This window comes from Roseinatronobacter sp. NSM (assembly GCF_052379845.1).
Taxonomy (GTDB): Bacteria; Pseudomonadota; Alphaproteobacteria; order Rhodobacterales; family Rhodobacteraceae; genus Roseinatronobacter.
Genome location: NZ_JBQTCF010000018.1, coordinates 21,913 through 42,831 on the forward strand (window position 1 = coordinate 21,913; position 20,919 = coordinate 42,831).

Sequence of the window (20,919 nt, forward strand, 5' to 3'; positions counted from 1 at the left end):
CCATCAGGTTGACCGCCCCGCCCCCCATCATTACCACTGGGCGCACGCATTAACAGGAGTGCGCGCGCCATGTTCCAAAGCTACGCTGCCACCACCCGCCCCGAAGATGGCCCGCCCCGGCTGCGCGCCTTGCGCCACGCGCTGCAGGGGCACGGGGTGGACGGGTTCATCATTCCCCGCGCCGATGCCCATCAGGGCGAATATGTGGCCGCGTGCGATGAACGGCTGGCATGGCTGACCGGGTTTACCGGGTCGGCGGGGTTTTGCATTGTGCTGCGGGACCGCGCGGGGCTGTTTGTGGACGGGCGCTACCGCGTGCAGGCCCGCTTGCAATGCGCCCCCGATTTGACGCCCGTGAACTGGCCCGAAACCAAACCGGCAGCATGGCTGCGCGACGCCCTGCCTGCGGGGGGCGTTGTGGGCTTTGACCCATGGCTTCATACACCTGATGAAATCGACGCGCTGGAACAGGGCCTGAAGGGCAGCGGCATAGCCCTGCAGCGCATGGACAACCAGATTGACGCGCTGTGGTCCGACCGCCCTGCCCCCCCCACGGCCCCCGCGCGCGCCTATCCCGAAGATCTGGCAGGCGACAGCACGGCCAGCAAGCGGCGCAATTTGGGGGCGGCGCTGGCCGCCAATGGCCAGCGCGCCACAATCCTGACCCAGCCTGACAGCATATGTTGGCTTTTGAACATACGCGGGGCCGACCTGCCGCGCCTGCCAGTGGTTCAGGGGTTTGCGATTGTGCATGATGACGGGCGTGTGGACCTGTTCGCGCCCCCCGCCAAACTGGACGGGCTGGATTTAGGCCATGGCGTGCAAATTCGCCCGCGCGAGGCGTTTGAACCCGCGTTGCGCACGCTGCACGGCCCGGTGCGGCTGGACCGCGCAACTGTGCCGCTGCGGGTGCTGGACATTCTGCGCGACAGCGGCATTGACACCAGCTTCATGCAAGACCCCTGCCTGCTGCCCAAAGCCTGCAAGACCCATGCCGAACTTGCCGGCGCGCGCGCAGCCCATCTGCGCGATGGTGCCGCGATGGTGGAATTCCTGTGCTGGCTGGACGGGCAAGCCGCGGAACTGGTGGCCAATCCCGGCCATGTGCTGCGTGAAATCGACATCGCGCAGCATCTGGAACGCTGCCGCCACGCCACGGGCGCGTTGCAAGACCTGAGTTTTGATACCATCGCAGGGTCTGGCCCGAATGGGGCCATCGTGCATTACCGCGTGACCGAAGACACCAACCGCCGCCTGATTCCCGGCGATCTGATGCTGGTGGATTCGGGCGGTCAGTATCTGGACGGGACAACTGACATTACGCGCACCATCGCCATAGGGCCTGTGGGCCAGTTGGAAGCCGAATGTTTTACCCGCGTGCTGCAAGGCATGATCGCCATTTCACGCGCGCGTTTTCCGCGCGGGGTGACAGGCGGTCATCTGGACGCGCTGGCGCGCTATCCGCTTTGGCTGGCGGGCATGGATTACGACCATGGCACGGGCCACGGGGTGGGCGCGTTCCTGTCCGTGCATGAAGGGCCGCAACGCCTGTCGCGCATTTCGCAAGTGCCGCTGCGCGACGGGATGATCCTGTCCAATGAACCGGGATATTACCGCGAAGGGGCGTTTGGCATACGCATTGAAAACCTTGTCAGCGTGCGCGCGGACCCTGCCCCGCAAGGGGGCGATGCGCGCGACTGGCTGGGATTTGAAACGCTGACACTTGCGCCCATTGATACCCGTCTGGTTGTGCAAGACCAGTTGACCGCAGGCGAACGCGACTGGCTGAACCGGTATCACGCGCGCGTGCGAACATTGCTGCACCCCTTGGTGTCGCGGCGCGCGCGCGACTGGCTGGACAGGGCCTGCACCCCGGTGTGAAACGAATATCCTTGGACAAATTGCGCAGTTTGACTTCTGGCCAAACCCTGCAATAGTGCGCGCGACAGGGACACAACAAGGACAGTCACAGTATGATGCGGCATTTGAAGATTTATCCCGCCGAAGGCACATGGGTGGTGCGCGCCAATGGCGCCGTTATCGGGGAAAGCAACGCAGCGCTGGAATTGATTCAGGGGGATTTTCCTTTCGTCATCTATTTTCCGCGCGAAGATGTCGCTGCAGCGGTGTTGGAACCGTCAGACCGGACGCTGATTTGCGATGATCGCGGGGCGGGCGAATATTATCATGTTTCCAGCCCCGAAGGCTTGTTGCAAAATGCCGCCTACAGCCTGACCGCGCCCAGCGAAGCCGCCGAACAAGTGCGCGGCTATCTGGCGTTCGACGCGGGAAAAGTTACCGTCGAACGGGTCTGACCCCGATGCAGGCCGCATATGACGCCCTGCATACCCTTCTGGGCGAACGGTTTACCACCGGCGCGTCGGACAGGGCCTTGCACGGGCAGTCGGAATCGCATTTCGTGGACATGCCGCCCGATGGCGTGGCCTATCCTGAAACCACCGCCGAAGTGGCGGCAATTGTGTCGATCTGCGCGGCGCATGACCTGCCTGTGATCGGATGGGGGGCAGGAACATCGCTGGAAGGGCACGCACTGGCCCCTCATGGCGGAATTACAGTTGATTTCAGCCGCATGAATGCGGTTTTGCAGGTCAGCGCCGAGGACATGCTGGCAGTCGTCCAGCCCGGTGTGACGCGCGAGGCGCTGAATACGGAATTGCGCGCCACGGGGCTGTTCTTTCCGGTGGACCCCGGCGCGAATGCGTCACTCGGGGGAATGGCGTCAACGCGCGCATCGGGCACCACGGCGGTGCGCTATGGCACCATGCGCCCCAATGTGCTGGCGCTGGAAGTGGTGCTGGCCGATGGGCGCATTGTGCGCACGGGCACATGCGCGCCGAAATCATCCACCGGGTATGACCTGACAGGGCTGTTTGTGGGCGCAGAAGGGACACTTGGCCTGATTACGGAACTGACCTTGCGCCTGCAGGGCCAGCCAGACGGTATTTCGGCGGCCGTCTGTGCCTTCGACGATATGGACGCGGCAACGCAGACTGTCATCATGACCATTCAATCCGGCATTCCCATGGCGCGGATTGAATTCATCGACGCCGCTTTCGTGCGCATTTTCAACGCCCGGCACGGAACGGACATGCCCGAAAAGCCGCATCTGATGGTGGAATTCCACGGCTCAGCCGAAGGGGTGCGCGAACAGGCCGCAAGCTTTGGCGACATCGTGGCCGATATGGGGGGCAGTGCGTTTCAATGGGCCGAAGATCCGCAAGACCGCGCGCGCCTGTGGTCCATGCGCCACAATGCCTACTATGCCGCGCGTGCGGCATGGCCAAACGCCTATGCCATCACAACCGATGTGTGCGTGCCGATTTCGAAACTGGCGCAAGCGGTGCGTGAAACAGCGGATGAGATTGCCGCGTCGGGCATTCCCGGCCCCATTCTGGGGCATGTGGGCGACGGCAATTTCCATGTCCTGTTGTTGCCCGACCGCGAGGATGACGACCAGATTGCCACTGCGGGCGCGCTGGCCCATGCGATGGCGGAACGCGCGCTGCGCCTTGGGGGCACAGTCAGCGGGGAACACGGCATTGGCATGGGCAAGTTGAAATACATGGACCGCGAACACGGCGCGGGCTGGGATGTCATGACCAGCCTGAAGGCGGCGCTGGACCCAAAAGGCATTATGAATCCGGGAAAACTGCTGCGCCAGCCCTGACGCAAACGCGCCCGCGCGGGAATTTGGCCTTTCCCTTGCGCGCCTGTCGTCTTACATGCCCCCCATGAGTGATGAAATGCGCCCCCGTTACTGGGAAACCGTCCCGCTGGACCAGATGACCCCGCAGGAATGGGAAGCACTGTGCGATGGCTGCGGGCGGTGCTGCCTGAACAAGCTGGAAGATATCGACACCGATGAACTGGTGTTCACGCGCGTGGCCTGCAGGTTGTTCGATGATACCACCTGCCGCTGTGCCAAATATGAGATACGCAAGCAGATCGTGCCCGAATGCGTGGTGCTGACCCCCGAAACGCTGACGGACATTGCCTATTGGATGCCTGCGACCTGCGCTTATCGGCGGCTGCACGAAGGGCGCAAGCTGCCGCATTGGCACCCACTGATCACCGGCGATGCGACGACGCCGCATAAGGCGGGAATATCCATGCTGGGGCGCACTGTGTCCGAGGCACAGATACCGCTGGAAGACTGGGAAGACCATCTTCTTGAAGATGACGTGTAGGCCCTGAGCCTGCGTGTGGCGGACAATTCCACAGCGTTACACCGCAACGGGACGAATCCAAAAGGGGGGGTGCCGGGGGCATTCCTTCAGCGTTCCGTTCAAGCCAAAACTATCAACAAAAAGCGCGTGTCATTCTGTTATGCCCGATCCCAAACGCGGATCATCTGCCAACCTTCAGGGAACACATATCTTGCACGGCACAGCGCGCGCCCTAGTTGGCCTTGCGGGTGGGGGTGAAGGGCAGCGGCAGAACGGGCACGCCGTCGTCAAGCAGGGCTTTCGCCTCGCTCAATTGGGCTTCGCCATAGATGGGGCGGTCGGGGATGTCGCCCAGATACATGGCGCGCGCCTGCGACGCGAAATTGTCGCCAACATATTCTGAATGCGCCTCAACATGGGCGCGCAATTCGCGCAGTCTGGCTGCAATCTCGGGGGGGTGGGCCTGCGCGGGGGCAGTGTCGGGCGGCGCAGGCGCTGGCTGCGCGGCCTTTTCGCCTTGCGAAACGGCTGGGGCCATCAGAGCCTTTTCAACCTGCGTTCCGCCACAAACGGGGCACGCGACTAGCCCGCGCCGTTTCAGCCCGTCAAACGCCGCGCCGGATTGAAACCAGCTTTCAAAACGGTGATCCTGCGCACATCGAAGCGAAAATCTGATCATTCTCTGCGACCTTCACGACCCATGTGGCCTAGTTAAACGCTGCCAAGCCTAATTCAAGGCGAAACAGCTTGTCACGGGGACGAACAGCCCTAATTTTCACCCATAACCTTAAAGGTGACATGATGCGCGCAGTGATGCTGTTTTTTCTTGGCGTGGTTTTGGCACTTCCTGCATATGCCTTCAGGTTCACGGGGCTTGATGGCAAGGCCATAGACCTGCTCGATTGGCGCGGTCAGCCGGTTCTGGTGGTGAACACCGCGTCCCTGTGCGGGTTCACGCGCCAATATGGGGATATGCAGGCGCTCTATGAACATTACGGTCCGCGTGGTCTGGTCGTGCTGGCCATCCCGTCCGATGATTTCCGGCAGGAATTGTCCAGCAACGCCGAGGTGGCCGATTTTTGCCGTGTGCAAACCGGACTGACATTTCCCATTACCGAAATCACGCCTGTGCGCGGGCCGGATGCGCACCCGTTCTATCGCTGGCTGGCAACCGCGCATGGCGCAGTGCCCGCATGGAATTTCAACAAGGCGCTGATTGGTCCTGATGGCACATTGCTGGGGTTCTGGGGGTCGGGCACGCGCCCCAATGCGCGCGCTATCACCCGCCAAATCCGCGCCGCCCTGCCATGACGCCGGTTTTCATCGGGTCGGGCATTTATCGCGGGTCCAGCTACGGGGCGTGGCACCCGTTGCATATTCCGCGCGTGTCCACTGTCATGGACCTGTCGCGTGCGCTAGGGTGGCTGCCGCAGGCGCAATACCGCACCAGCCCGCGCGCCAAGCCTGAAGCACTGCACTTGTTCCATACGCCGGACTATATCGCGGCGCTGATGCAGGCGGAAGCCAGCCAAACTGTAGATGACGCGATACGCACGCGCCACGGGCTAGGCACAACGGCCAATCCTGTCTTTGGTGAAATGTTCCGCCGCCCTGCTACAGGCGCAGGCGGGGTCATGCTGGCAGCCGAGCTGCTGCGCGGGGGCGGTGTGGTGCATGTGCCCGGTGGTGGCACCCATCACGCGATGGCCGACCGCGCCAACGGGTTTTGCTACCTGAATGATCCGGTGCTGTGCCTGTTGTCGCTGCGGCACATGGGGCTGTCGCGCATTGCCTATGTCGATATTGACGCCCATCATTGCGACGGGGTGCAGGATGCATTGTCGGGTGCCGCTGACATGCTGATGATTTCCGTTCATGAGGACGGGCGATGGCCCGGCACCGGCGCGCTGCACGATGATGGCGGCGGGCGGGCGCTGAACCTGCCCGTGCCGCGCGGGTTCAATGACAGCGAAATGCGCCATATTCTGCACCGGCTTATCCTGCCGGTTCTGGACAGGTTCGCCCCGCAAGCGGTGGTGTTGCAATGCGGGTCCGACGCCATAGAGGAAGACCCGCTGTCGCGGCTGGCCTTGTCCAACAACGCCCATGTGGAAACCGCACTGGCCTTGCGCGATATCGCCCCGCGCCTGATTGTTCTGGGGGGTGGCGGCTATAACCCGTGGTCGGTCGCGCGCTGCTGGACGCGGGTGTGGGGCGCGCTGAATGGCCACCGTGCAGATGGCCCCCTGCCCGGCCCCGCGCAGGATATTTTGCGCGCACTGGACTGGAACCGGCGCAGCACCGGGCGCAGACCGCAGGACCATTGGCACAGCACGCTGAACGACCCGCCCCGCAATGGCCCCGTGCGCCCCGAAATCCGCGACCGCGCAGCCCATCTGCGCGCGCGGTTTGACGCTACGTCACCATATTCGCGGCGCAATGGATCGCAGGGCCGGAAAAAAACCGCCCAAAGCGCCGTTCCAACCCCATAGGCCACCTTGCGCAACCCCCTGCACACGCCTATGAAGTGGCGCGAAAACCGTGTGGGGGGGGGTCGGCCAATGCCGCTTCTGGTAATGAAATTCGGCGGCACCTCGGTTGCGGATCTGGATCGGATTCGCAACGCGGCGCAAAAGGTCAAGGCAGAGGTCGCGCGCGGCTATGACGTGATCGTCATCGTCTCGGCCATGTCGGGCAAGACCAACCAGCTTGTGGGTTGGGTCAATGAAACCTCGCCGCTGTATGACGCGCGCGAATATGATGCCGTGGTCAGTTCGGGCGAGAATGTGACTGCGGGCCTGATGGCGCTGACGCTTCAGGAAATGGATGTGCCCGCGCGCAGCTGGCAGGGCTGGCAAGTGCCCATCCAGACCACAAGCCAGCACGGTGCCGCGCGGTTTGTCGATATTCCACGCGCCAATCTGGACGCAAAATTTGCCGAAGGCTTCAAGGTTGCCGTGATCGCGGGCTTTCAGGGTGTCAGCGCGGAAGGGCGCATCACCACATTGGGGCGCGGCGGGTCGGACACCACCGCAGTGGCCTTTGCTGCGGCGTTTGACGCGGAACGCTGCGACATTTACACTGATGTGGACGGCATTTACACCACCGACCCGCGCATCACGTCCAAGGCGCGCAAGCTGGACAAGATCAGCTTTGAGGAAATGCTGGAATTGGCCAGCCTTGGCGCGAAAGTGCTGCAAACCCGGTCGGTCGAGTTGGCGATGCGCTATAAGGTGCGGCTGCGTGTGCTGTCATCTTTCGATGATACGAATGACCAATCAGGAACCCTGGTCTGTGATGAGGATGAAATCATGGAATCGAAAGTTGTGTCTGGCGTGGCCTATAGCCGCGAAGAAGCCAAGCTGACCCTTGTCACTGTCGAGGACCGCCCCGGCATTGCCGCCGCCATTTTCGGCCCCCTGTCCGAAGCGGGCGTCAATGTGGACATGATTGTTCAGAATATTTCGGAACAGAATTACAAGGGCCGCGAAAAACCAGTCACTGACATGACATTTTCCTGCCCCGTCGAACAGGTTGCCCGCGCGCGCAAGGCGCTGGAAACCGCGCGCGATGCCGGGTCCATCAGCTATGACGCGCTGGAAATCGACGAAGATGCGGCGAAGGTGTCAGTTGTGGGAATTGGCATGCGCAGCCATGCCGGTGTGGCCGCGCGCATGTTCCGCGCGCTTGCCGAGGAAGGTGTCAATATCAAGGTCATCGCGACATCGGAAATCAAGATTTCCGTGCTGATCGACAGAAAATATATGGAACTGGCTGTTCAGGCCCTTCATGATGCGTTTGAACTGGACAAAGCGGGCTGAGACACAGCCCGCAACAACTTGGAGGGGCCATGCCCCACAGAACACAGACAGACAGCCGAATGCTGTTGCGTCGGTTGCGCGACACCCTTGCGCAAGGAAGCCCCGGACAGGAGCGGCTTGACCGCATCACAACCATTATCGCCGAATCAATGCGCACGGATGTGTGTTCGGTCTATCTGTTCCGCGACCCTGACACGCTGGAATTATGCGCAACTGAAGGGCTGAAACCGGAATCAGTGCACCACACCCGGTTGCGCCTGGGCGAAGGGCTGGTGGGCAAATCCGCGCGGCTGGCACGGCCCATCAACACGGCCAATGCCCCCGCTGAACCCGGCTTTCGCTACATGCCCGAAACCGGCGAAGATGTGTTCACGTCGTTTCTGGGGGTTCCCATACAGCGCCTTGGCGAACGTCTGGGCGTTCTGGTCGTGCAGTCGCGCGAATCGCGCCTGTATTCCGAGGATGAGATTTACGGCCTTGAAGTCGTGGCCATGGTGCTGGCGGAAATGACCGAGCTGGGCGCGTTTGTCGGTATGTCCGCGGATATGCCTTCACCCCACATGAGTCAGGCTGTCTTGCATGGCATTCCCGCCCAGGAAGGCGAGGCCGAGGGCCATGTCTGGTTGCACCAGCCGCGCGTGGTCATCACCAATCTGGTCAATGATGATTCCGAAGCCGAGTTGGAGCGCCTGAACCAAGCCGTCAATGCGCTGCGCGTCTCCGTCGATGACATGCTGGCCGCGACCCGTTCGCGCGACAAGGAACATACCGAAGTGCTGCAGACATACCGCATGTTTGCGCATTCGCGCGGCTGGCTGAAACGTATGGAAGAAGACATACGCCTTGGCCTGTCCGCAGAAGCCGCCGTCGAGAAGGAACAATCCGAAGCGCGCGCGCGGCTGGAAACTGTGCCCGATGCCTATTTGCGCGACCGGCTGCATGATCTGGACGACCTGTCAAACCGCTTGCTGCGCATCCTCACCGGACAGGGGCAGGAAACCGGCGCCGCGATGCCCGAACGCCCCATTCTGGTGGCGCGCAATATCGGGCCGGGGGAATTGCTGGAATATGGCCGCAACCTGCGCGGTGTGGTGCTGGAAGAAGGGTCCGTGGGCAGCCATGCCGCCATTGTGGCGCGCGCGCTGGCCATTCCGCTGGTTATCAACGCAGCGCGCATCACCACCGAGGCGCTGAATGGCGACCATATTCTGGTGGATGGCACCGAAGGCGTCGTGCATCTGCGCCCTGATGACAGCATCAGCGCGGCCTTCCGCGACAAGATGGCAATGCAGGCCAAGGCACAGGAACGCTATGCCAGCCTGCGCGACAAACCGGCCATGGCGCTGTGCGGCACGCATATCAGGCTGAAAATGAATGCGGGCCTGATGGCTGATTTGCCATCCCTGCCCAGTTCCGGCGCCGAGGCCGTGGGCCTGTTTCGCACCGAACTTCAGTTCCTGATCCGTGACAAAATGCCCAAACGGTCGGAACTGGTGGCCAATTACACCCGCGTTCTGGATGCTGCAGGGGACAAGAAGGTGTATTTTCGCACGCTAGACATAGGGTCTGACAAGGTCATGCCCTATATGAAGCGCCCTGATGAGCCTAACCCGGCCATGGGCTGGCGCGCGCTGCGCGTGGGGCTGGACAAACCCGGTGTGCTCCGCATGCAGTTGCAGGCGCTGATCCGCGCAGCGGCAGGCCGCCCGCTAAGCGTGATGTTTCCGCTGGTCGCGCAAGCCGGCGAATTTGACCGCGCGCGCGATGTCTTGATGCGCGAACTGGACCGCGAACGCCGGCTGGGACATGTGCTGCCCGCCAAGGTGGATGTGGGCACCATGCTGGAAACCCCGTCCCTGGCCTTTGCGCCAGACAGTTTTTTCCAGAATGTGGATTTCATTTCGATTGGCGGAAACGACCTGAAGCAGTTTTTCTTCGCTGCTGATCGTGAAAACGAACTGGTGCGGCGCAGATATGACACACTGAACCTTAGTTTTCTGACATTCCTTCAGCATATTGTGGACCGTTGCCACAATGCGGGCACGGACCTGTCCTTTTGCGGCGAGGATGCGGGCCGCCCGCTGGATGCGCTGGCTTTTGCGGGGATCGGCATTCAGGCGCTGTCCATGCGCCCTGCATCTGTCGGGCCGGTAAAATCGCTTATCCGGCGCGTCAACCTGAATGAAGTTGCAGAACTGATTGCCCGCTGCAAGGCGCGCGGGTTGGAAAGCGCGCGCCCTGCCCTGCTGGATTATGTGGCGTCACTGCCCTGACAGCTGCAGCTACGAGGCGACAGGGCTGGCGGAGTGTCATATTTGACGACCTCCCCGCGCACATCGTCCCACCCCCCCGGCACCAGTGCCAGCGCCAGAATGCGCGCGGGGTTTGTGGGGGGCGGCATATGCACCCCGTCCAGACGCTGGAAACCGAAACGCCGATAATAGGGTTCATCGCCCACCAGCAACACCCGCGCCCAGCCCAGTTGCGCGGCGCGCGACAGGCTTTCGCGCATCAGCCAGCCGCCAAGCCCTTCGCTTTGATGGGTAGGGTGCACGGCGATAGGGCCAAGAAGCAACACGTCATGGCCCCCAATGCGCACAGGCCAAAACCGGATTGCGGCCGCAACCCCGCTTTCATCGCGCAGCAACAGGCACAGCTTGGCCACCGGCGCCACACCGTCGCGCAGGCGGTAAGATGACAGCGCTTCGCGGCCCGGCGCGAAGCACAGGTCATAAAGGGCCTCGACCTCCCACCAATCCGCATTAGTTTCCCGAAGTAACTGCATCATCTGTTCCCTGCGCCATCAGCGCTGGCCGCGGCCCTAGCATGCCGCTAGACTGGGCGCAAATAGACAAGAGGCTTGATTTGTTTTACGAACCCCGCAACGGCCACGGTTTGCCGCATAACCCGTTCAACGCCATCGTTACCCCCCGCCCCATTGGCTGGATTTCCACGCGCGGGCGCAATGGGCAGGACAATCTTGCACCCTATTCGTTTTTCAACGCGGTCGCGTATGAACCGCCCCAAGTGATGTTCGCATCCACCAGCGCCAAGCCCGACCGCGACGGAACCAAGGACAGCGTGGCGAATATACGCGACACAGGGGTGTTTTGCGTCAACATTGTGGAACATGCCGCGCGCGATGTCATGAACACCACCTCTGGCCCCTGGCCACGTCAGGTTGATGAATTCCAGCAAGCGGGCATCGCGCGCGCGCCCTGCCAGATGATTGACGCCACGCGCGTGGCAAACGCTCCTGCCGCGCTGGAATGCCGCCTGACCCAGATTGTCACACTGGCCGGACAGGCGAATTTTCTGGTCCTGGGCGAAGTCGTCGGGGTGCATATGCGCGATGATTGCATGGTGGATGGCCTGTTTGACATCACCAGTTTCAAACCGCTGGCGCGCTGCGGATACCGTGATTACGCCGTGGTGGAACAGGTGTTCAGCCTGAAGCGGCCGGGAGAGTAGCAGCAGAGGGGCTGCCCTACGCCCCGGTCAGGCCAGCCATTCGCTGAATTCATCTGTCACGGTGGCGTAGATATCGCGCTTGAATGGCACGATTTCCGCCAGCATGTCTTGCGCCGCAATCCAGCGCCATTGCGAAAATTCAGGGTGTTGGGTCTGGATGTTGATCTGATCATCACGGCCTGTGAACCGCATCAGGAACCAGCGCTGTTTCTGCCCGCGATAGCGCCCCTTCCAGATGCGCGGCACAATGTCATGTGGCAGGTCATAGGCCAGCCAGTCCCGCGTTTGCGCCAGCGGCACCACCAGATCAGGGGTGACGCTGATTTCTTCGTTCAATTCGCGCAAGGCGGCCACATCGGGGGCTTCGCCTGCGTCAATGCCGCCCTGCGGCATTTGCCAGGCGGGGATCGCGCTATCAAGGCGTTGGGCTGCAAAAATCAACCCCTCGCCGTTTATCAGCATGATCCCCACGCAGGGACGGTACGGCAGCTGCGCAATCTGTTCGGGCGTCATGGCGGATGTTTACCGCCCGTTCAGCGCAGTCAGACCACGCAGGATATCCAGCGCATAGGCCAGTTGGTAATCATCCTGACGCAGGCGCGCGACATCTTCGGCCTGTCTGCGCTCATCCTCCAGCTGGCGGCGTTCGTCATCGGTGATGTCACTGTTGTCCAGACGCCCGCGCAAGTCATTTTCCGACCGGGTGCGGGGCGCTTCGGCCTGTGTTTCCTCAATCGGTTGGCGGCGGGGTTGTTCAACAACAATGTCAGGGGACACGCCCAGCGCCTGAATGGACCGCCCCGACGGGGTGTAATAGCGCGATGTCGTCAACCGTATTGCGCCATCCCCACGCAGGGGCACCACTGTCTGAACCGACCCTTTGCCAAAACTGCGCGTGCCCACCACAATGGCGCGGCGGTGGTCCTGCAGCGCGCCCGCCACAATTTCGGATGCCGAGGCAGAGCCGGAATTGATAAGAACAACCATCGGCTTGCCCTCGATCAGGTCACCGCTTTGGGCGTTGAACCGCTCACCCGCGCCTTCATTGCGGCCACGAGTCGATACAATCTCGCCCTGATCAAGGAATGCGTCGGACACACGGATGGCCTGTGTCAGCAAACCGCCGGGATTGTTGCGCAGATCCAGCACAACGCCGCCCAGTTCATCCAGCCCGCCCAAATCATCAATTGCGTCCTGCAACCCGTCGCGCAGGTTGGGGAAGGTTTGTTCGTTGAAGGTGGTCACACGCAAGATCACGTTATTGCCTTCGGTGCGCACGCGCACGGCCTGCAGGCGGATTGTGTCGCGGATGATGGACAGATCAAACGGTTCGCTCACACCCTCTCGGATGACCGTGATGATGATTTCGGACCCCACTGGCCCGCGCATCAGGTCAACAGCTTGCGACAGGTTCAGGCCCATCAGCGCCTCGCCATCGACATGGGTAATCAGATCGCCCGGTTCCACGCCCGCCTGGTCGGCGGGGGTGCCGTCCATGGGGGTGACAACCTTGATGAACCCATCTTCCTGCGTCACCTCTATGCCCAGCCCGCCAAAGGAACCGCGCGTCTGGGTGCGCATGTCGTCAAAATCATCTGGTGGCAGATAGCCCGAATGCGGGTCCAGCGATGTCAGCATGCCATTAATGGCCGCTTCGATCAGTTGTGCGGTTTCCACATCATCCACATACTGGTTGCGGATGCGTTCGAACACATCACCGAACAGGTCAAGCTGTTCATAGACCGAACTGGTCTGACCACGTTCCTGTGCCAGCAGCGGGGCTGCAACCTGGGTGGCCAGCACCACACCCGCAAGCGCACCGCCGAATCCTGCCACAACGTAACGTTTCATGCTTTTGATCCTATTCTGGTTCCTGCCGCCCAGTGAATGCGAACCATGGCTCGGGGTCAATGGGGTTCGCGCCGTCTCGAATCTCAAAATAGAGTGTTTGACTGCGGGTTCCAGTGCCCGCGCCTGTGGAATTTTCTGCAGGCATGGTTCCCAGGGGGGCATTGCGGGGCAGAATTTCGCCGGTTTCCACCATCAGCGCGCCCAGCCCGACAAAAACCATCAGCTTGTCTTCTGCAGGTTCCAGTATGACCGCGTTGCCCTGCCCTGCCAGCGCGCCTGCATAGCGCACAGTGCCCGACCACGGGGCGGTGACCAGTGCATCGGGCGTTGTGGCCAGAACCAGCCCTGCGCGCGAAATGCCTGCCGCATCGGGCTGGTTGAACCGGCGCAAGACCGTTGCGCGCACAGGCAGGTCCAAGGTGCCATATGCCGCCGCAAGACCCGCCACAGGCGTGGTTCCCAACGCGGACCCGCCTTGCGCCAGTTCGGCGGCGAATTCATCCAGCGTTGCGGCATCCTGCGCCAGCATTTGCAGGCGGTCGGGGTCATCGACAAGCCGTTTGGGCAGCGGGCCGCGTTCGGAAATGGCCTGTGCAAGGGCCACGCGGGCGTCCTGCGCGGTGCCAAGGCCCTGTTCCAACGCCAAAAGCCCGTATTGCCGCGCGCGGCGCAGGGCGCGCAATTCCTGCAATTCGTCGCGCAGCGCGCCGACTTCAGCCCCCATGGCTGGCGCCATGTCGCCCAAAAGCTGCGCGGCGCGCGCAGCTTCCAGCGCGCCGGACGGGTGCACAAGCGCAGTGTTGGCATCCAGACTGTCAGTTGCCATCAATACTGCCAGCAACCGCGACAGGTCACTGCCCCGCGCAGAAAAGACCCGCGCCAGCGCCGTTTCGCGCAACTGCACATCGCGCAACCCTTCGCGCAAGGCGACCATGCCATCCTCATAGGCCTGAATGGTCACACCAAGGGCTGCAATCCGGTCACTGCCCGAACTGGCCTGCCGCAAATGATCCCCCGCATCCAGCAAGGCCTGCGCGGCCGCCATCGCGCGGTCTGCGGGGTCTGCCAGCCCGGTGGCGGGCGCGCCAAGCGCAAGCCCTGCCGCAATCAGGGCTGCGCGAATCATTGCCGCGCGATCAGGCTTTTGCCCGTCATTTCGGGCGGGGTGGGCAGGCCCATCAGGTCCAGCACTGTGGGCGCGACATCTGCCAGTCGCCCGGCGCGCAACCTGGCCCCCGCTGGCCCGCCAATCAGCACCACAGGCACAGGGTTCAGCGTATGCGCCGTATGCGGACCGCCGGTTTCCGGGTCGATCATCATTTCGCAATTGCCATGATCTGCTGTCAGCACCATGGCCCCCCCTGCAGCGGCAAGCGCATCGAGCGTGGCACCAAGGCCCGCATCCACGGCCTCAACCGCACGGATGGCCGCGCCCAGATCACCCGTATGCCCCACCATGTCAGGGTTGGCGAAATTCACGACGATCAAATCATAGCCCGCGCCAATAACCTCGACCAGTTTCTGTGTCACCTGTGGCGCAGCCATTTCGGGTTGCAGATCATAGGTTGCCACTTTCGGGCTGGAAGGCATGAAGCGGTCTTCGCCCGCTTCGGCACCTTCCTTGCCGCCATTCAGAAAAAAGGTGACATGGGGGTATTTCTCAGTCTCGGCCAGACGAAACTGGCGCAGCCCATGTGCGCCAATCCATGCGCCAAGCGTGTTCACGATTTTGCGTTTGGGGAAGGCTGCGGACATGAACGCATTATGCGAATCCGAATATTCGACCATGCCGAGAGCCGCACACCATTGAGGGGGGGTGGCGCGGTCAAAGCCGCTGAAACTGGGCGCGGCCAGCGCGGCCAGAATTTCGCGGGCACGATCAGCGCGGAAATTCAGGCAAAACAACCCATCCCCCGCCCGCGCGCCCAGATAGCCGGGCAGCACTGTGGGCGCGATGAATTCATCATGCTCATTGCGGGCATAGGCTTCGGTCACGGCCAGTGCGGCAGTTGCAGCGCGCAGCCCTTCGGCACGCATGATGGCGTCATATGCGCGCTGCACACGGTCCCACCTGTTATCGCGGTCCATGGCCCAATACCGCCCGATGACCGTGCCAATACTGGCCCCCTGCGGCAGGCTGGCTTGCAAGTCATCCATAAAAGGCACGGCCGATTGCGGTGCTACGTCGCGCCCGTCAGTGATGGCATGCACCACGACGGGCACACCGGCAGCGCAGATCGCGGCAATTGCCGCTTTCAGATGGGTGATATGGCCATGCACCCCCCCATCCGAGACAACACCGAGCAGATGCGCGGTTCCCTTGCTGGCCTGCATTTTTTCGATGAAGGCCAGCAGCCCGCTGTTCTGCGCGAAACTGCCATCTTCCAGCGCAAGATCGATCTGCCCCAGATCCATGGCAACCACACGGCCCGCGCCGATATTGGTATGGCCCACTTCGGAATTGCCCATCTGACCGCTGGGCAGGCCCGCATCGGGGCCATGGGTGACAAGGGTGGCGTTGGGGCATTCGCGCATGACACGGTCAAAATTCGGCGTGTTGGCCTGTGCCACTGCGTTGCCCGCAATCTGGGGGTTCAGGCCCCACCCATCAAGAATGCACAAAACGACAGGTCTGGTCATGACGTTCCCTTTTCCCGGGTGTCGGGCCGAAGGCAGGGCGCCTTCGGCGAGAGAGTATTTTTGGCAAGATGAAACAGGACTGCGATCAGCCCTTCAGCCGCCGGTTGCGCGCTGCAAGCAATTTCAGACGCAGCGCATTCAGCTGGATGAAGCCCGCTGCATCCTTCTGGTCATACGCGCCTGCATCATCTTCAAAAGTGACATGCGCTTCTGAATACAGGCTGTGATCGGACCAGCGCCCGACTGTGCGCACAGACCCTTTGTACAGTTTCAACCGCACAGTGCCAGTCACATGTTCCTGACTTTTGTCAATGGCGGCCTGCAGCATGTCACGTTCGGGGGAGAACCAGAACCCGTTATAGATAAGTTCCGCGTAGCGCGGCATCAGGCTGTCTTTCAGGTGGCCCGCGCCGCTGTCGAGCGTGATCTGTTCGATTCCGCGATGCGCTTCCAACAAGATGGTGCCGCCCGGTGTTTCATAGATCCCGCGCGATTTCATGCCCACAAAGCGGTTTTCCACGAAATCCAGCCGCCCGATTCCATGTTTGCGGCCATACTCGTTCAGCGCGGTCAGAAGGGTGGCGGGCGACATTGAAGCGCCGTTGATCGCGGTCGCATCGCCCTTGTTGAACGTGACTTCGATGAATTCGGGTGTGTCGGGCGCATCTTCGGGGTTTACGCTGCGCTGATAGACGTAATCGGGCGCGTCCTCGGCGGGGTTTTCCAGAACCTTGCCTTCTGAGGATGTGTGCAGCAGGTTGGCATCCACGCTGAAGGGCGCTTCGCCGCGCTTGTCCCTGGCGATGGGGATCTGGTTGGCTTCTGCGAATTCCAGCAGCTTGGTGCGCGATGTCAGGTCCCATTCGCGCCAGGGCGCAATCACCTTGATATCGGGGTTCAGCGCGTAGGCCGCCAGTTCAAAACGCACCTGATCATTGCCCTTGCCGGTTGCGCCATGCGCCACCGCATCTGCGCCGGTGGCTTCGGCGATTTCCACAAGGCGTTTGGAAATCAGCGGGCGCGCGATAGAGGTGCCCAGCAGATATTGCCCTTCATACAGAGCATTGGCGCGGAACATGGGGAAGACGAAATCGCGCACGAATTCTTCGCGCAGATCCTCGATAAAGATGTTTTCTGGCGCAACACCCAGCAATTCGGCCTTTTTGCGCGCGGGGTCCAGTTCCTCACCCTGCCCCAGATCGGCGGTGAAGGTCACGACTTCGCAGTCATATTCGGTTTTCAACCATTTCAGGATGATCGAGGTATCCAGCCCGCCGGAATAGGCAAGCACGACTTTCTTGGGGGCATTGGGTTTGGCGCACATGACGGCAACTCCGGTTGGATGGGTGGTTTTGCTTTCGTCTATTGGCTTTGGCGCAGTGCTGCAAGAGTGGAGGGGGTTATGCTGCGCCACAGATGTGATATGCCTAGATGCAAAGCGGGCTGTCGGAGGTCATATGCAAAACCGTCTGGACCTATTGCGCGGGGTCATTCATCCATGGCACCATGACCATTTCGGGCATATGAACGTCCGCCATTACGCGCCGTTTTTTGATGATGCCTGCTATCACATGTGGACCGCGCTGGACCTGCCTTATAGCCGGATGTTGACGGAGCACGCGGTGCACACAGTCACGGCGCAGGCAACAACGCGGTTTGTTCAGGAATTGCAGGCGGGTGACCTGATCATGATTGATGGCGCGGTGGCGCGTATTGGCACCAAAAGCTGCGCCTTCCATCTGCGCATGCTGCATGCAGATACGGGCGCATTGCACGCCACATGTGACGTTGTCGAGGTGTTTTTCGACCCCAAAACCCGCGCATCCGCCCCGATGCCCCGGCATATCCGCGAGAAGCTGCAACGCTGGCTGGTTGCGTCATGACATCCTTCCTGCAAGATGCGCGCCGCGCCACAGCCGCGTTGCGCGACGTATTCCCCCCCACCCCGCTGTTGCGCAATGATCACCTGTCGCAGCGCTACGGGGCCGATATCTGGCTGAAGCGCGAAGACCTGTCACCCGTGCGCAGCTACAAGATTCGTGGCGCGTTCAATGCCATGCACAAGCGCATGGCCGCCTTCCCCAACCAACGCCATTTCGTATGCGCCAGCGCAGGCAACCACGCGCAGGGCGTGGCCTTCGCGTGCCGTCATTTCGGGGTGCAGGGCACAATTTTCATGCCGGTCACTACGCCGCAGCAAAAAATCATGAAGACCCGCACCTTTGGCGGGCCGAATATCGATATTAGACTTACCGGGGATATCTTCGATCAGGCCCTTGATGCCGCGCAGCGCTTTTGCAGCGACGCAGGGGCGCATTTCCTGTCGCCCTTCGATGATGATGATGTGATTGAAGGACAAGCCAGCGTCGCGGTCGAGGTGCTGGCGCAGTTGGGCCGTGCCCCTGACATACTGATCCTGCCAGTGGGCGGCGGGGGGCTGGGGGCGGGGATGTCAGCCTATCTGCAGCTGGCGGCCCCTGAAATTGCGCTGCGCTATGTGGAACCCACGGGCGGCGCAAGCCTTACGGCGGCATTGGCAGCAGGCAAGCCGGTGACCCTGCCGCAGCTGGACACGTTCGTGGATGGCGCATCAGTGGCGCGGATCGGGGCGCGCACATTCGAAAAGCTGCGCGACACCCGCGCAGAACACGTCTTGCTGGCGGCCGAGAACAGGGTGTGCGTGACGATTCTGGATATGCTGAACCATGACGGCATTGTGCTGGAACCCGCAGGCGCGCTGTCACTTGATGCGCTGCAGGATATGGCCACGCAAATACAGGGCAAAACCGTTATTTGCGTGGCGTCAGGGGGGAATTTCGATTTTGAGCGTCTGCCCGAAGTCAAGGAACGCGCCATGCGCTTTTCTGGAACCAAGAAATACTTGTTGCTGCGCCTGCCCCAGCGCCCCGGCGCGTTGAAGGATTTTCTGGGTATCCTTGGCCCACATGATGATATTGCGCGGTTCGAATACCTGAAGAAAACCGCCCGGAATTTTGGCACTGTGCTTTTGGGGATTGAAACGACGGACCCCGCGAATTTTGCAAGCCTGTTTGCGCGGATGGAACAGCACGGGTTCACCTTCACCGACATCACCAATGATGAAGTGATCGCAAATTTTGTAATTTGAAGCGGCGCCCACCACCGCCAAACGCGGCCAGTTCGTGATGCGCGACACGCGCGCGCACCCTCAGAGCTGGGCGCGCCAGCCGTCGCGCAACAGGGCAATGGCCGTCGGAAAATCCGACAGGACAATTTCGCGGTCGGTGTCTGTTGGCATGCCGTCATTGGCAGCCGCTTCTGCCTGACCACAGCAGGTTGCCATTTCCTGCAACCCAAGGTTCAGCGCGGCCCCTTTCAGAAAGTGAAATTCGGCCATGCGGGTTGCGGGCGTCTGCGCAGCCTGCAGGCGCACAAGGGCCTCATCCACTTCCTCTACGAACAGCGAAAGCACTTCTTCAAAGGCTTCTTCGCCGATTTCATCGTATAATTCCCGAACACGCTTCCAGTCTATCACGGGTCCACCTTTCACTCCGATTGGCCATTGCATAAAGGTATTTTCTTAACGGCGAGTAATCTGGCGGGGCAGAAAAATCGTCTTGGGGTTCACCTGTTATTAAACTGGGGATGCGACTTTTCACGGGATGCGAATTTGACAGTCACTGCTACCCCGGGGCGTTTTTTGGAAACAGATGTCAGCAAGCGTATGGTTTCTGAAGTTGGAAAACCAGCCCGAAAGCGTGCCTTGATTGTCGATGACAGTCGTGCGCAACGCCTTATTTTTTCAAGGCATCTGCAGGGTTGGGGGTATGAAACAACGCAAGCGGCCTCGGGGCAGGAAGCGCTGGAACTATGCGCGCAAACCCATTTCGACCTTGTTTTGTCAGACTGGATGATGCCGGAAATGAACGGCCTTCAGTTTTGTCAGGCATTTCGCGCGCGTCAGAACGATTTTTACAGCTATTTCATTCTTCTTACGTCTAAAAACGACAAAACTGCCGTGGCTGAAGGGTTGAATGTTGGTGCTGATGACTTTCTGACCAAGCCTGTCTCCACGATGGAACTGCGCGCCAGAATCAGCGCGGGTGAACGCCTGCTGGATATGGAACGCGAGGTGCGCAAAGCCCTGCGGCAGTTGCAACAAGTGCATGACGCACTGGAACGCGATCTTCAACAGGCGCGCAAACTGCAACATGCCCTGATTCGAGAACGGTTCCGGGAATATGGCACCAGCCAATTGGCGCTTTTGCTGCAATCCTCGGGGCATGTCGGTGGCGATCTGGTTGGCAGCTTCCGAATTTCGGACAGCAGAATCGCCATATATTCAATCGATGTGTCCGGCCACGGTGTCGCCGCTGCCATGCTTAGCGCGCGAATCAGCGCCTTGTTCGCCGAAGGGGCGCAAAGCCAGAATATTGCGCTGTCGCTTGATCCGCATAGCGGCGTCACAACCGCCTGCGCACCCGAACACGTTGCCGCGCGCATGAATGATCTTATGCTTAGCGAAATGGAAACGGAAACCTACCTGACCCTTGCCTATGCGGATCTGGACCTTGCCACCGGGCGCGCGACCATTGTGCAAGCGGGGCACCCGCATCCCGCCGTGCAGCGCAAATCCGGCAAGGTGGAATTTGTGGGTGACGGGGGGCTACCTGTAGGGTTGATCCCGCATGCCGGCTATTCCAGCTTTACAGTGACCCTTGCCCCGGGGGACAGGTTGTTTTTGTATTCGGACGGTGTGACCGAATGTTCCGATCCGTCGGATCAGGAATTCGGGCAGGACAGGCTGGGCCAGATGATGGAAAAGCTGGCTGACATTCGCGGCCTTGATTTTTTGGACGCATTGAAATGGAACTTGGGCAAATGGGCGGGCAAGGATGACTTCAGCGATGACGTGTCCGGCGTAATATTCGAATTTCATGATTATGCTGCCCCCGGCACGACGGCCTGAA

Annotated in this window: 20 protein-coding genes; 12 read left to right on the forward strand and 8 right to left on the reverse strand. The window is 61.1% G+C overall.

The window, feature by feature from the left end:
* Positions 1 to 69 precede the first annotated feature (69 nt).
* From ACTZWY_RS11095 to ACTZWY_RS11110, 4 genes are all read left to right on the forward strand, one after another.
* The gene (locus ACTZWY_RS11095) at positions 70 to 1,881 is read left to right on the forward strand and encodes an aminopeptidase P family protein (protein ID WP_444790772.1); all 1,812 of its coding nucleotides are present in this window, start codon (positions 70 to 72) and stop codon (positions 1,879 to 1,881) included.
* Between the two features lie 92 nt (positions 1,882 to 1,973).
* Positions 1,974 to 2,315, forward strand: coding sequence for a DUF427 domain-containing protein (locus ACTZWY_RS11100; protein ID WP_444790773.1), 342 nt, complete (start codon positions 1,974 to 1,976; stop codon positions 2,313 to 2,315).
* A gap of 5 nt (positions 2,316 to 2,320) precedes the next feature.
* Positions 2,321 to 3,688 carry an FAD-binding oxidoreductase gene (locus ACTZWY_RS11105; protein WP_444790774.1) on the forward strand — a complete coding sequence of 456 codons (1,368 nt, stop codon included), beginning with the start codon at positions 2,321 to 2,323 and terminating at the stop codon, positions 3,686 to 3,688.
* Between the two features lie 64 nt (positions 3,689 to 3,752).
* Positions 3,753 to 4,208: a YcgN family cysteine cluster protein gene (locus ACTZWY_RS11110; RefSeq protein ID WP_444790775.1), complete on the forward strand. Its 456-nt coding sequence runs from the start codon at positions 3,753 to 3,755 to the stop codon at positions 4,206 to 4,208.
* Positions 4,209 to 4,419: 211 nt separating this feature from the next.
* Here ACTZWY_RS11110 and ACTZWY_RS11115 read toward each other — a convergent pair whose 3' ends face one another.
* Positions 4,420 to 4,866 carry a DUF1178 family protein gene (locus tag ACTZWY_RS11115; protein WP_444790776.1) on the reverse strand — a complete coding sequence of 149 codons (447 nt, stop codon included), beginning with the start codon at positions 4,864 to 4,866 and terminating at the stop codon, positions 4,420 to 4,422.
* A gap of 134 nt (positions 4,867 to 5,000) precedes the next feature.
* Between ACTZWY_RS11115 and ACTZWY_RS11120 the strand changes: the two genes are divergently transcribed.
* The 4 genes from ACTZWY_RS11120 to ptsP all read left to right on the forward strand — a co-directional run bounded on the left by ACTZWY_RS11120 (position 5,001) and on the right by ptsP (position 10,281).
* Positions 5,001 to 5,498 carry a glutathione peroxidase gene (locus tag ACTZWY_RS11120; RefSeq protein WP_444790777.1) on the forward strand — a complete coding sequence of 166 codons (498 nt, stop codon included), beginning with the start codon at positions 5,001 to 5,003 and terminating at the stop codon, positions 5,496 to 5,498.
* Positions 5,495 to 6,679, forward strand: a complete 1,185-nt coding sequence (locus tag ACTZWY_RS11125) for an acetoin utilization protein AcuC (RefSeq protein WP_444790778.1) — start codon at positions 5,495 to 5,497, stop codon at positions 6,677 to 6,679. The genes ACTZWY_RS11120 and ACTZWY_RS11125 overlap by 4 nt, the downstream gene beginning before the upstream one ends.
* A 69-nt stretch (positions 6,680 to 6,748) precedes the next feature.
* Positions 6,749 to 8,008 carry an aspartate kinase gene (locus ACTZWY_RS11130; protein WP_444790779.1) on the forward strand — a complete coding sequence of 420 codons (1,260 nt, stop codon included), beginning with the start codon at positions 6,749 to 6,751 and terminating at the stop codon, positions 8,006 to 8,008.
* Between the two features lie 29 nt (positions 8,009 to 8,037).
* The gene (ptsP, locus tag ACTZWY_RS11135) at positions 8,038 to 10,281 is read left to right on the forward strand and encodes a phosphoenolpyruvate--protein phosphotransferase (RefSeq protein ID WP_444790780.1); all 2,244 of its coding nucleotides are present in this window, start codon (positions 8,038 to 8,040) and stop codon (positions 10,279 to 10,281) included.
* Here ptsP and ACTZWY_RS11140 read toward each other — a convergent pair.
* Positions 10,260 to 10,796 (reverse strand): GNAT family N-acetyltransferase, encoded by a 537-nt coding sequence (locus ACTZWY_RS11140; protein ID WP_444790781.1) that lies wholly within the window; start codon positions 10,794 to 10,796, stop codon positions 10,260 to 10,262. The genes ptsP and ACTZWY_RS11140 overlap by 22 nt on opposite strands.
* Positions 10,797 to 10,873: 77 nt before the next feature.
* Between ACTZWY_RS11140 and ACTZWY_RS11145 the strand changes: the two genes are divergently transcribed.
* Entirely contained in the window at positions 10,874 to 11,479 is a 606-nt protein-coding gene (locus ACTZWY_RS11145; protein WP_444790782.1) for a flavin reductase family protein, read from the forward strand.
* Positions 11,480 to 11,506: 27 nt separating this feature from the next.
* On the opposite strand, the gene ACTZWY_RS11150 is transcribed toward ACTZWY_RS11145, so the two are convergent.
* From ACTZWY_RS11150 to ACTZWY_RS11170, 5 genes are all read right to left on the reverse strand, one after another.
* Positions 11,507 to 11,992: an RNA pyrophosphohydrolase gene (locus ACTZWY_RS11150; protein WP_444790783.1), complete on the reverse strand. Its 486-nt coding sequence runs from the start codon at positions 11,990 to 11,992 to the stop codon at positions 11,507 to 11,509.
* A gap of 9 nt (positions 11,993 to 12,001) precedes the next feature.
* Positions 12,002 to 13,330 (reverse strand): S41 family peptidase, encoded by a 1,329-nt coding sequence (locus ACTZWY_RS11155; RefSeq protein ID WP_444790784.1) that lies wholly within the window; start codon positions 13,328 to 13,330, stop codon positions 12,002 to 12,004.
* A gap of 10 nt (positions 13,331 to 13,340) precedes the next feature.
* Positions 13,341 to 14,456: a murein hydrolase activator EnvC family protein gene (locus ACTZWY_RS11160; RefSeq protein WP_444790785.1), complete on the reverse strand. Its 1,116-nt coding sequence runs from the start codon at positions 14,454 to 14,456 to the stop codon at positions 13,341 to 13,343.
* Complete coding sequence (gpmI, locus tag ACTZWY_RS11165) at positions 14,453 to 15,970, reverse strand: 2,3-bisphosphoglycerate-independent phosphoglycerate mutase (protein WP_444790786.1); 1,518 nt, start codon at positions 15,968 to 15,970, stop codon at positions 14,453 to 14,455. Before gpmI ends, ACTZWY_RS11160 begins: the two co-directional genes overlap by 4 nt.
* 85 nt (positions 15,971 to 16,055) lie before the next feature.
* Positions 16,056 to 17,294, reverse strand: coding sequence for an argininosuccinate synthase (locus ACTZWY_RS11170; RefSeq protein ID WP_444790787.1), 1,239 nt, complete (start codon positions 17,292 to 17,294; stop codon positions 16,056 to 16,058).
* Between the two features lie 133 nt (positions 17,295 to 17,427).
* On the opposite strand from ACTZWY_RS11170, the gene ACTZWY_RS11175 reads away from it, so the two are divergent.
* Positions 17,428 to 17,853, forward strand: coding sequence for an acyl-CoA thioesterase (locus tag ACTZWY_RS11175; protein WP_444790788.1), 426 nt, complete (start codon positions 17,428 to 17,430; stop codon positions 17,851 to 17,853).
* A complete protein-coding gene (gene ilvA / locus ACTZWY_RS11180) occupies positions 17,850 to 19,097 on the forward strand; it encodes a threonine ammonia-lyase IlvA (protein WP_444790789.1) in 1,248 nt (415 codons plus the stop codon). The genes ACTZWY_RS11175 and ilvA overlap by 4 nt, the downstream gene beginning before the upstream one ends.
* A gap of 60 nt (positions 19,098 to 19,157) precedes the next feature.
* Here ilvA and ACTZWY_RS11185 read toward each other — a convergent pair whose 3' ends face one another.
* Positions 19,158 to 19,484: an Hpt domain-containing protein gene (locus tag ACTZWY_RS11185; protein ID WP_444790790.1), complete on the reverse strand. Its 327-nt coding sequence runs from the start codon at positions 19,482 to 19,484 to the stop codon at positions 19,158 to 19,160.
* A 189-nt stretch (positions 19,485 to 19,673) separates the two neighbouring features.
* On the opposite strand from ACTZWY_RS11185, the gene ACTZWY_RS11190 reads away from it, so the two are divergent.
* Positions 19,674 to 20,918, forward strand: coding sequence for a SpoIIE family protein phosphatase (locus ACTZWY_RS11190; RefSeq protein ID WP_444790791.1), 1,245 nt, complete (start codon positions 19,674 to 19,676; stop codon positions 20,916 to 20,918).
* Position 20,919: the final 1 nt, after the last annotated feature.